Origin of the sequence: Caulobacter sp. 602-2, assembly GCF_011043625.1 — a bacterium.
Taxonomy (GTDB): Bacteria; Pseudomonadota; Alphaproteobacteria; order Caulobacterales; family Caulobacteraceae; genus Caulobacter.
In genome coordinates this window covers 773,405-784,834 of record NZ_JAAKGT010000002.1, presented here as the reverse complement: position 1 = coordinate 784,834, position 11,430 = coordinate 773,405, and the positions used below count along the sequence as shown (strand labels likewise).

Genomic DNA, 11,430 nt, shown 5'->3' with positions numbered 1-11,430 from the left:
TGTTCTGTATCCAATCGTGCTGTCTCAGCGGCGTATTGCAACGGTCCCCCCGTGGGGGAGGCGGCCGTAGGCCGGAGGGGGGCTGTTTTCAGCTTCCGCGGAGCTGGCCGACTTTGCGGTTACTCCCCCCACCGATCGCTTTGCGATCGCCTCCCCCACAGGGGGAGGTTCCTGAAGCACGCCCACTTTCTCCGCACCCCCTAGCGGCGGTCAAAACCTCCCGCTAGGGTCCGCGACCTCGAAACGAACCGCTCGAAAAGAGTAGCGACGATGAAACGCCTTCTCCTCGCAACCGCGCTGATCGCCGCGCCGATGATCGCGCAGGCCGCGGATGCGCCCAAGATCGATCCCGCCCGCCTGTCGCAGCACATCAAGGTGCTGTCCTCCGACGAGTTCGAGGGCCGCGGCCCCGCCACCGAAGGCGAGAAGAAGACCGTCGCCTACATCACCGAGCAGATGAAGGCGATCGGCCTGGAGCCGGCCGGCGACCTGCAGACCGACGGCAAGCGCGCCTGGACCCAGGACGTGCCGCTGGCCAAGTTCGAGATCGCCGGGCCGGTCAGCGCCCACATCATGGCCGGTCCCAACCACGTCATGCTGAGCCAGGGCGAGCAGATCGCCATCCGCGCGGCGATGACCAATGTCGACAAGGTGTCGATCAAGGACGCCCCGCTGGTCTTCGTCGGCTACGGCGTCAAGGCGCCCGAGCGCAACTGGGACGACTTCAAGGGCGTGGACCTGAAGGGCAAGATCGCCGTCGTCCTGATCAACGACCCTGACTTCGAAAGCGGGCCCGATACCAAGAATGGGGGCGACTTCGGCGGCAAGGCCATGACCTATTACGGCCGCTGGACCTACAAGTACGAAGAGGCCGCCCGCCAGGGCGCGGCCGGCCTGCTGATCATCCACGAGACCGCCCCGGCCTCCTACGGCTGGGCGACGGTGAAGAACTCCAACACCAACACGATGTTCGACATCGTCCGCAAGGACCCCTCCAAGAGCCACCCGGCCCTGGAAGGCTGGATCCAGCGCGACCTGGCCGTCGACCTCTTCAAGAAGGCCGGCCTCGACTTCGAGACCCTGAAGAAAGAGGCCCAGACCCGCGGCTTCAAGCCGGTGGACCTGAAGGCGACCTTCTCGGCCGACTACGCGGTCAAGCACGAGGTCATCGTCTCCAAGAACATCGCCGGCCGCGTGAAGGGCACGAAGTATCCGGACGAGACCATCATCTACAGCGGCCACTGGGACCACCTGGGCGTGGGCCTGCCGGACGCCAAGGGCGACAAGATCTACAACGGCGCCGTCGACAACGCCGACGGCATCGCCGCCCTGCTTGAGCTGGGCCGCGCCTTCAAGGCTGCGCCGGCGCCGCAGCGCTCGGTGATGTTCCTGGCCGTGACCGCCGAGGAAAAGGGCCTGCTGGGCTCGGAGTACTACGCCGCCAACCCGCTGTTCCCGCTGGCCAAGACGGTCGCCGACCTCAACATCGACGCCCTGTCGGCCGCCGGCCCGGCCAAGGACGTGACCACCTCGGGCGACGGCAAGGTCGATTTGCAGGACATGCTGGTGGCCAAGGTCAAGGAAGAGGGCCGCTACTTCACGCCCGATCCGGTGCCGCAGGCGGGCCACTTCTACCGCTCGGACCACTTCCCGTTCGCCAAGCGCGGCGTGCCTGCGATCTCGGTCGGCTCGGGCAACGACCTGGTGAAGGGCGGCAAGGAAGCCGGCGAGAAGGCCGAGGCCGAGTACAACGCCAACCGCTACCACCAGCCGGCCGACGAATGGTCGGCGGACTGGGACCTGTCGGGCCAGGCCATGGACATCGGCCTGTTCTACAAGGTCGGCGCCGACCTCGCCAACTCGCGCACCTGGCCCGAATGGCAGGCCGGTTCGGAGTTCAAGGACCTGCGCGACAAGACCAAGGCCGACCGGAAGTAAGAGCCGGATACCGCGCTCCCCTCAGCCGTCATCCCGGCCGGAGCGCAGCGTAGAGCCGGGACCCAGGGGCCGTGCGCACCGCCTCTGGGTCCCGGATAGCGCCTGCGGCGCTTCCGGGATGACGACCCCTTTTTACGAATACCCCCGCAACATGACCGCCTCCGTCTTCGACCTCTTCAAGCTGGGCGTCGGCCCTTCCAGCAGCCACACCATGGGCCCGATGACCGCGGGGGTGATGTTCGTCGAGCGGCTGCGCGCCGCCGGCCGGCTGGCCCTGGTCGCCCGGGTCGAGACCCGCCTCTACGCCTCGCTGGCCCTGACCGGCAAAGGCCACGCCACCGACCGCGCCGTGATCCTTGGCCTGATGGGCTTTGCGCCGGCGCAGCTGGATCCCGACGCCGGCGAGGCCGCGCTCGCTGAAACCAAGGCCACGCAATGGATGATGCTGGGCGGCGAGGTCGGCATCGGCTTCGACGAGGCCCGCGACATCGTCTTCGCCGGCCACGAGCGCCTGCCCCAGCATCCCAACGCCCTGACCTTCACGGCCTTCGACGCCGAAGGCGGCGTGCTGGCCGAGCGCACCTATTTCTCGATCGGCGGCGGCTTCGTGCGCGACGAGAGCGAGATGGGCCGCAACGCGCCGCCGGAAGAAGGCCCGCCGATCCCGTTCCCGTTCGAAAGCTCGGCCGACCTCCTGGAGCGCGCCGAGCAGGCGGGCCTGACCATCGCCCAGGTGATGGCCGCCAACGAGCTGGCCAGGATGAGCGAGGGCGAGATGAACGCCGGCCTCGACCGCATCTTCGGGGCCATGGAGGCCTGCATCGACCGCGGCATGCGCGAGGACGGGATCCTGCCCGGCGGCCTGTCGGTCAAGCGCCGGGCCCGCCAGATCCACCAGACCATCCTGGGCCGGATGGAGCGCCAGATGAGCGATCCGCTGGCGGCCATGGACTTCGTCAACCTGTGGGCCATGGCGGTCAACGAGGAGAACGCCGCCGGCGGCCGCGTCGTGACCGCCCCCACCAACGGCGCCGCGGGCCTGGTGCCGGCCGTGCTGCGGTTCTTCGTCCGCTTCCACAAGGGAACGCCCGAGCAGATCCGCATCTTCCTGCTGACGGCGGCGGCGATCGGCGCGCTCTACAAGCGCAACGCCTCGATCTCGGGAGCCGAGGTCGGCTGCCAGGGCGAGGTGGGCGTGGCCTGCTCGATGGCGGCCGGCGGCCTCTGCGCCGCCCTGGGCGGCACCAACGCCCAGATCGAGAACGCCGCCGAGATCGGCATGGAGCACAATCTGGGCCTGACCTGCGACCCGATCGGCGGCCTGGTGCAGATCCCCTGCATCGAGCGCAACGCCATGGGGGCCATCAAGGCCATCGACGCCGCGCGCCTGGCCCTGCTGGGCGACGGCCAGCATTCGGTTTCGCTCGACAAGGTCATCGCCACGATGAAGCGCACCGGCGAGGACATGAACGAGATCTACAAGGAAACCTCGCTGGGCGGCCTGGCCGTGGGCCTGTCGGTCAACCGCGTGGAGTGCTGAGGACTAGACCAGCCGCTCCAGCCCGGCCCGGGCCGCCTTCAGGAACACGCTGGGCAGGGCGGTCAGGCCCTCGTGCGGGGTCCAGACGAAGTCGCCGGCGACATCGGCCTCGGCGACCATCACCCGCAGGGTCAGCGAGAAGTGGGTGAAGACGTGCTCCACCGCTCCCAGGTCGCGCCAGGGGGCCAGGATCGGGGCGGCGCGGGCGGCTTCGTCGTCCGTCCACGGGCGATCTCGCCAGTCGGAGGTCGGCAGGCCCAGCATGCCGCCCAGCAGGCCCTTGTCGGGGCGCCGCACCAGCGCCGTCTCGCCCCGGCGGCTGACCACATAGGCCACGCCGTGGCGGCGGGGGCGGTCGGCCTTACGGGTCTTGCGGGGATAGGTTTCCGGCGCGCCCTTGGCCCTGGCCTCGCAGAAGGTCTCCACCGGGCAGCGGTCGCACAGCGGGGCCTTGGGCTTGCAGACCGTGGCCCCCAGGTCCATCAGCGCCTGGGCCCAGTCGCCGGGGCGCTCGCCCGTGACCAGCAGGCCGGCCAGGCGCTTCAGTTCCGGCTTGGCGTCGGGCACGGGGGCCTCGACCGCGAACAGCCGCGCCATCACCCGCTCGACATTGCCGTCGACCACGTTGGCCGGCCGGTCGAAGGCGATCGCCGCCACGGCCGCGGCGGTGTAGGCGCCCACGCCCGGCAGGGCCAGCAGGCCCGCCTCGGTGTCGGGGAACTCGCCGCTGTGCTGGCTGGCGACCGCGCGGGCGCAGGCCAGCAGGTTGCGGGCGCGGGCGTAGTAGCCAAGGCCCGCCCAGGCGGCCATCAGCTCGCCGTCCTGCTCGGCAGCCAGGGCCTCGACCGTGGGCCAGCGCTGGGTGAAGGCCAGGAAGTAGGGCGTGGCGTGCGGCACGGTGGTCTGCTGCAGCATCACCTCCGACAGCCACACCCGGTAGGGATCGCTGCGCAGGCCCATGGCGCCGGCGGCGGGGCCGGTTCGCCACGGCAGCACCCGCGCCTCGCGGTCGTACCAGGAAAGCAATGCGGAGCGGATCGCGGCGACGTCGGTCATTGTCCGCCTCCTATCGCAAATCCGCGCGCGATAGGGGAGAGGCATGCTAGCATGACGCCGCAATGTATCGCCGCACGCTGCCCACGGCCGACGAGGCCCTGAAGATCCTGTCGCGCCGCCGCACCCGGCCGCCGATGCGCGTGCCCCCGCCGGCCGGCAAGAGCCTGGCCAAGTTCATCCGCGAACTCGACAAGAAGCACGGCCAGGGCCCCGGCGCGCTGCAGGCCCGCTGGAAGGAGATCGTCGGCGAGAGCCTGGCCCGCCGCACCGAGCCGGTCCGCATCATCAAGAGCCGCACCGGCGAGGGCGGCACGCTGGAACTGCGCGTCGACGGCCCGGTGGCCTCGCTGATCCAGCACCAGGTCCCGCAGATCACCCAGCGCCTCGACCTGCTGCTGGGCAAGGGCGCGGTCACCCGGCTGCGGATCGTCCAGGGCCCCGTGCGCGTCGCCGCGGCGGCCGCCTCGGCCCCGCCGCGTCCGCGCCGCCGCCCGCCGCTCGACGCGGCCAAGGAGCGCGACCTGGCCGCCGGCCTGTCGGACCAGCCCGACGGCCCGCTGAAGGAGGCCCTGCTGAAACTCGGCCGGGGCGTCCTGCGCAACGAAAGTTGACAACCTTCGCGGGTTGCCGCTGATGCGCGAAAGCCTCATCCGCGCCATTTTCTGGCTGCTAGAGAATCGCGCTTAACTTCACTGTTCACGTTCGAGGAAGACCCGACCATGCGCTCGCCCCTTCGCCGGATCCTGCTCGCCGCGACCCTGGTCGCCAGCGTCGCCGGCCTGTCCGCCTGCAACAAGACGGGTTCGACGGTCACCGCCGACGACATGAGCCTGGGCAACCCCAACGCCAAGGTCACGGTCATCGAGTACGCCTCGGCCAGTTGCGTCCACTGCGCCCGCTGGAACGAGGAAGTCTTCCCGGCCTTCAAGCAGAAGTACATCGACACCGGCAAGGTGAACTACGTCTACCGCGAGTTCCTGACCGCCCCGCCGCAGGTGGCCGCCGCCTCGTTCCTGCTGGCCCGCTGCGCCGGCAAGGACAAGTACTTCTCGGTGCTGGATTCGGTGTACCGCTCGCAGGAAGAGATGTTCTCGACCGGCGACTATCGCGGCGTGCTGCTGCGCATCGCCCAGTCGTCGGGCCTGAACGAGCAGCAGTTCGACGCCTGCGTCAGCGACGAGAAGGCCCTCAAGGCCCTCAACGACCGCATCGAGCGCTACTCCAAGGAAACCGACATCAAGGGCACCCCGACCTTCGTCATCAACGGCAAGAAGCTGAACGAAGACGGCGGCGAGGCCCCGCTGGCCCAGCTGGACGCCGCCATCGCCGCGGCGAGCAAGTAGGCATGACCCTGGACCGGCGCGCGCTGATCGTATCGGGCCTGGCGGCCGCGACCGCCATGCCTGCGCTGGCGCGCGCCGCGCCCTTGCCGGCCCAGCCTGGCGACCACGTGCTGGGCTCGGCCAAGGCCAAGGTGCAGATCGTCGAGTACGCCTCGATGAGCTGCGGCCACTGCGCCCACACGGCCATGGAGGTCATGCCGGCGATCAAGAAGCGCTACATCGACACGGGCAAGGCCCGGCTGGTGTTCCGCGAGTTCCTGACCCCGCCCTACGACCTGGCCGGCGCCGGCTTCCTGCTGGCCAACCGCGTGCCGCCGGCCCGCTATTTCGAGGCCGTCGACGCGATCTTCGTGGCCCAGAAGACCATGTACCAGACCGGCGACTACTGGGGCGGCCTGCTGGGCGTGGCCAAGCGCTTCGGCCTGACCGAGGCCCAGCTGGAAGCCACGCTGAACGACAAGGCCGCCCTGGCCGCCCTCAACGCCCGCGTCGAGGCCGCCGCCAAGCGCGACAAGATCGAGGGCACGCCGACCTTCTTCGTCAACGGCGCCGAACTGGTCGGCGACGTCACGGTGGAAGACCTGGCCCAAGCCATCGACAAGGCCCTTAAGGCCTAGAGGGCGGGCGCGGCCGTGCAGTTCCAGCGCCTGCGCCTGTCCGGCTTCAAGTCCTTCGTCGAGCCGACGGAGTTCCGGATCGAGCCTGGCCTGACGGGCATCGTCGGGCCCAACGGCTGCGGCAAGTCCAACCTGCTGGAAGCCCTGCGCTGGGTGATGGGGGCCAACTCGGCCAAGGCCATGCGGGCCGGCGGCATGGACGACGTGATCTTCGCCGGCAGCGGCAATCGTCCGCCGCGCAACCACGCCGACGTCACCCTGACCATCGACAACGCCGACCGCACCGCGCCGGCCGCGTTCAACGACGATCCGGTGCTGGAGGTCGTGCGCCGCATCGATCGCGGGGCCGGCTCGACCTACCGCATCAACGGCCGCGAGGTGCGGGCCCGCGACGTTCAGCTCTTGTTCGCCGACGCCTCGACGGGGGCCAATTCGCCGGCCCTGGTGCGCCAGGGCCAGATCAGCGAACTGATCGGCGCCAAGCCGCAGAACCGCCGACGCATCCTGGAAGAGGCCGCCGGGGTGTCGGGCCTGCACACCCGCCGCCACGAAGCCGAGCTGCGCCTGCGCGCCGCCGAGAGCAATCTGGCCCGCCTGGAAGACGTCGCCCGCGAGCTGGAAACCGCGCTGAACCGTCTCAAGCGCGAGGCCCGCCAGGCCGAGAAGTACAAGCGCCTGTCGGCCGAGATCCGCGCCGTGCAGGGCGCGGTGCTGTTCGCCCGCTGGACCGAGGCCCGCGACACGCTCGAGCGCACCCAGTCCGAGGCCACCCAGTCGGCCCGCGACGTCGAGGAGACGGCCCGCGCCGCCGCCGCCGGCCAGGGCGCGATCGTCACCGCCGAAGCCGCCATGCCGCCGCTGCGCGAAGAGGCGGCCATCGCCCAGGCGGTGCTGGGCCAGCTGGCGATCCAGAAGGACCGCGCCGAGCGAGACGCCCAGGCGGCCGCCGCCGAGTTCCAGCGCCTGTCGGGCGATCTTTCCCGCATCGACGACGACCGCGCTCGCGAGCGGCAGGCGGCCGAGGACGCCGGGCGTTCGCTGGCCCGCATCGAGCCGGAACTGGCCGAGGTGCGCGGCCTGATCGCCGCCGCGCCCGAACGCGGCCCCGAGCTGGAGACCGCCGCCAAGGCCGCCGAGGCCGCCCGCGCCGAGGCGGACACCGCCGTCGAGCGCCTGGCCGCCCAGTCGGCGGCGGAAGAGGCCCGCGCCCGCGCCGCGGCCCAGCGGCTGGCCGAGGCCGAAAGCCGCCTGGCCCGCACCGTCCGCGCGCTGGACCAGGCCAAGGCCGAGCGCGCCGCCGTCGGTCCTGCGGTCGACCCGGCCGCCGCCGAGGCCCGGCAGCGCTTCGCCAACGCCGAGGCCCAGCTGGCCGCCGCCCGCGCCGCCCTGGAGGCCGCCGAGGCCGAACGCACCAGCGCCGCCCAGGCCGAGGGCGCGGCCCGCGACCAGGCCCGCAAGGTCGAGGACCAGCTTGGCCGCCTGCGCACCGAGGCGCGGGGCCTGGCCCAGCTGACCGCCCCGCGCGCCAAGAGCGGCTTCTCGCCCGCCCTCGACGCGGTGACCCCCGACAAGGGCTATGGCGCGGCCCTGGCCGCCGCCCTGGGCGACGACCTGGAAGCCGCCCTCGACGCCCGCGCGCCGTCGCACTGGGCCGGCGCCGAAGCCCCCGCGACGTCGTGGCCCGAGGGCGTCCAGCCGCTGGCCCCGCTGGTCAAGGCTCCGCCCGAGCTGGCCGCGCGCCTGGCCATGGTGGGTCTGGTCGACCGCGCCGACGCCGCGCGCCTGGCCAAGGATCTTCCGGTCGGCGCGCGCCTGGTCTCGAAGGAAGGCGACCTGTGGCGTTGGGACGGCTTCGTCGCCAAGGCCGACGCCCCCAAGCCCGCGGCCGTCCGCCTGGAGCAGCGCACGCGCCTGGCCGAGGTCGAGGCCGAGATCGACCAGGTCGCGCCCGGGGCCGAGGCCGCCAGCGCCGCCCTCAAGACGGCTGCCGATCGCCTGCGCGCCGCCGAAGACGCCCTGCGCGACAAGCGCCGGGGCCCGCCCGACGCCGAGCGCCTGCTGAACGGGGCTCGCGAGACCGTGGCCCGCTTCGAGCGCGAGGCCGCCCAGCGCGAGGCCCGCGCCCAGTCGCTGGACGACACCATCGCCCGCTTCGAGGCCGAGCGCGCCGAGGCCGACGAGGCCCTCGCGACCGTTCGCGCCGAGCACGAGGCCGCCGGTTCGGTCGGCGACCTGGTCCCGCAGCTGCAGGCCGCCCGCCAGGCCGCCGCCGCCGCGCGCGAGGCCGCCTCGGCCGCCCGTTCGGCGCTCGACCTTGAAAACCGCGAGCGCGCCGGCCGCCAGCGCCGGCTCGAAAGCCTGGAGCGCGACCTCGGCGACTGGACCCGCCGCCGCGACGCCGCCGCCAAGCGCGCCGAGGCCCTGGAGGCCGACCGCGTCAAGGCCGCCGCGGCTCTGGAGGCCGCCCGCGCCGCCCCGGCCGAACTGGAAGAGAAGCTGCTGGTCCTGGTCGACCAGTTCGACGCCGCCGAGCAGCGCCGGGCCAAGGCCAGCGACGCCCTGGAGGCGGCCGAGACCGCCCGCATCACCGCCGACCGCACCGCCCGCGCCGCCGACCAGGCCGCCGGCGAGGCCCGCGAGCGCCGCGCCGCCCTGGTGGCGCGCCTGGACGCCGCCCGCGAGCGCTTCGCCGAGATCGCCTCGAACATCCGCGAGAGCGCTCGCATGGAGCCCGAGGCGCTGGGCCGTCACCTGGCCGGCGAGGCCGTGGCTGTTCCCAAGGACGCCGCCGGGGTCGAGGCCCACCTTTTTGCTCTCGAACGGGAGCGGGATGCGATCGGCCCGGTGAACCTGCGCGCCGAGGAAGAGGCCCAGGAATATGCCGGCCGCCTGGAGACCATGCGCATCGAGCGCGCCGACCTGTCGGGCGCGGTGGCCAAGCTGCGCGACGGCATCGAGGAACTGAACGCCGAGGGCCGCGAGCGCCTGCTGGCGGCCTTCGACGTGATCAACAACCACTTCCAGACCCTGTTCCAGGCGCTGTTCGGCGGCGGCCAGGCCGAGCTGCGGCTGATCGAGAGCGACGATCCGCTGGAAGCCGGCCTGGAAATCTTCGCCTGCCCGCCCGGCAAGCGCCTGGCCAGCATGAGCCTGATGAGCGGGGGCGAGCAGGCCCTGACCGCAAGCGCCCTGATCTTCGGGGTGTTCCTGGCCAATCCGGCCCCGATCTGCGTGCTGGACGAAGTGGACGCGCCGCTGGATGACGCCAATGTCGACCGCTACTGCAACATGCTCGACGAGATGCGCCGCCGCACCCTGACGCGCTTCATCGCCATCACCCACAACCCGGTGACCATGAGCCGCATGGACCGTCTGTTCGGCGTGACCATGTCCGAGCGCGGCGTCAGCCAGCTGGTCAGCGTGGACCTGTCGACCGCCGAGGAACTGGTGGCGGCGCAGTAGGCCCCCTCAGTCGGCTTCGCCGACAGCTCCCCCAGAGGGGGAGCATCTGGGCGCCAAGATCCTCCCCCTCTGGGGGAGGTGGCCCGAAGGGCCGGAGGGGGTCTTCAGCCTCCCAGCAGCCCAATCACCGCCTGCCGCAGCGGATTGCTCGGATCTGCCAGCAGCTTCACGGCCATGGCGCACGAGATCGTCACCAGCAGCGGCCGGATCAGTCGCGCGCCGAAGCGCACGGCCAGCCGCGAGCCGAGCTGCGCGCCCAGGAAGGCCCCGACGGCCATGGCCAGGCCGATGGGCCAGATCACCGCGCCCTTGAGGATGAACAGCGCCAGGGCGCCGACGTTGCTGGCGGCGTTGGCCAGCTTGGTGTGGGCGGTGGCCTTGAGCACGCCGTAGCCGAGCAGGGTGACGATGGCGACCATGTAGAAGGCGCCCGCGCCGGGCCCGAAGATGCCGTCATAGAAGCCGACGATCGGCGCGATGAAGCCTGCGAAGGCCGGCAGGGCCAGGCGGGCGGGGCCGTCCTCGGCCTTCAGGGCCTTGGACAGGCCGAAATAGACGGCGATGACGATCAGCAGCACTGGCACGAGGCCAGCCAGGAATTTCGGCGAAAGCAGGCTGGCGCACAGGGCGCCGGCGATCCCCGCCAGGCCCGCGGCCAGGCCGATCGGCCAGGCGGTCTTCCAGTCGATCAGGCCGCGCTTGGCGAAGGCCCGCGTGGCCGAGACCGAACCGAACGTGCTCTGCAGCTTGCTGGTGCCCAGCGCCGCGATCGGCGACAGGCCCGACAGCAGCAGCGCCGGCAGGGTGATCAGGCCGCCGCCGCCGGCAATGGCGTCCAGGGTTCCGGCCACGAAGGCCACGCCGAACAGGATGACGAGCAGCTGGACGCTCAGATGTTCCATGGCAGGGCCCTACAAACGCGAAAAGCCGCCCGGGGCCGGGCGGCGGCAGGCGGCGGGTGAAGGAAGGGGAGGCGGCCATGGCGCGTCTCCCCATCATTCGATCAGCCGATCAGGTGGGCCCACTGGTGGGCGCGCGAGGCCTTGCTGTTGCGGCCTAGGGCCTTCAGCTCTTCGCGGGCCGCGGCCTTTTCTTCCTTGCGGACGCGTTGCTCGGCGACTTCGGCGGCCTTGCGTTCCTTACGCTCGGCGCGCTTGACGGCCATCAGTTCTTCCTGACGGGCGACGGCTTCGAGGCGGGCGACTTCCTTGGCTTCGGCGCGGGCGGCGCGGACGGCTTCCAGTTCGGCGGCGCGCTGCTCGTCGCGCTTGTCGAAATCGGGGTCCTGAACGGTGGCCTTCGGCTTGAACTTGGCCAGCATCGCCTTCTTGGCTTCTTGCTGAGCGGTGATGCGATCGGCGAATCCGGTGTTCTTCAGATAGGACATGAAACTTCGTGCTGTTGGAGAGGCGCGTCTCTAAACCCCAAAACGCTCCAAAAAGCAATTGGAGGGGCCGCATTCGCCGACGGACGG

Annotated in this window: 9 protein-coding genes; 6 read left to right on the top strand and 3 right to left on the bottom strand. The window is 71.4% G+C overall.

Annotated features, from left to right (window positions below; genetic code table 11):
- Window positions 1-270 precede the first annotated feature (270 nt).
- The gene (locus G5B46_RS08075; protein WP_165257530.1) at window positions 271-1,938 is read left to right on the top strand and encodes a M28 family metallopeptidase; all 1,668 of its coding nucleotides are present in this window, start codon (window positions 271-273) and stop codon (window positions 1,936-1,938) included.
- Window positions 1,939-2,089: 151 nt separating this feature from the next.
- Entirely contained in the window at window positions 2,090-3,478 is a 1,389-nt protein-coding gene (locus G5B46_RS08070; protein WP_165257529.1) for an L-serine ammonia-lyase, read from the top strand.
- Window positions 3,479-3,481: 3 nt separating this feature from the next.
- Here G5B46_RS08070 and mutY read toward each other — a convergent pair whose 3' ends face one another.
- Window positions 3,482-4,534 carry an A/G-specific adenine glycosylase gene (gene mutY, locus G5B46_RS08065; RefSeq protein ID WP_165257527.1) on the bottom strand — a complete coding sequence of 351 codons (1,053 nt, stop codon included), beginning with the start codon at window positions 4,532-4,534 and terminating at the stop codon, window positions 3,482-3,484.
- A 62-nt stretch (window positions 4,535-4,596) separates the two neighbouring features.
- Here mutY and G5B46_RS08060 point away from each other — a divergent pair, with 62 nt between their 5' ends.
- The 4 genes from G5B46_RS08060 to smc all read left to right on the top strand — a co-directional run bounded on the left by G5B46_RS08060 (window position 4,597) and on the right by smc (window position 9,956).
- Window positions 4,597-5,145 (top strand): DciA family protein, encoded by a 549-nt coding sequence (locus tag G5B46_RS08060; protein ID WP_165257526.1) that lies wholly within the window; start codon window positions 4,597-4,599, stop codon window positions 5,143-5,145.
- Window positions 5,146-5,253: 108 nt separating this feature from the next.
- Window positions 5,254-5,877 (top strand): DsbA family protein, encoded by a 624-nt coding sequence (locus G5B46_RS08055; protein ID WP_165257525.1) that lies wholly within the window; start codon window positions 5,254-5,256, stop codon window positions 5,875-5,877.
- Between the two features lie 2 nt (window positions 5,878-5,879).
- Complete coding sequence (locus tag G5B46_RS08050) at window positions 5,880-6,494, top strand: thioredoxin domain-containing protein (protein WP_165257523.1); 615 nt, start codon at window positions 5,880-5,882, stop codon at window positions 6,492-6,494.
- A 15-nt stretch (window positions 6,495-6,509) separates the two neighbouring features.
- A complete protein-coding gene (gene smc, locus G5B46_RS08045; RefSeq protein ID WP_165257522.1) occupies window positions 6,510-9,956 on the top strand; it encodes a chromosome segregation protein SMC in 3,447 nt (1,148 codons plus the stop codon).
- 104 nt (window positions 9,957-10,060) lie between these two features.
- Here the strand turns inward: smc and G5B46_RS08040 are convergent, their stop codons facing one another.
- Window positions 10,061-10,858 (bottom strand): TSUP family transporter, encoded by a 798-nt coding sequence (locus G5B46_RS08040; protein WP_205691528.1) that lies wholly within the window; start codon window positions 10,856-10,858, stop codon window positions 10,061-10,063.
- Between the two features lie 101 nt (window positions 10,859-10,959).
- A complete protein-coding gene (locus G5B46_RS08035) occupies window positions 10,960-11,343 on the bottom strand; it encodes a DUF6481 family protein (protein WP_165257520.1) in 384 nt (127 codons plus the stop codon).
- Between the last annotated feature and the right edge of the window lie 87 nt (window positions 11,344-11,430).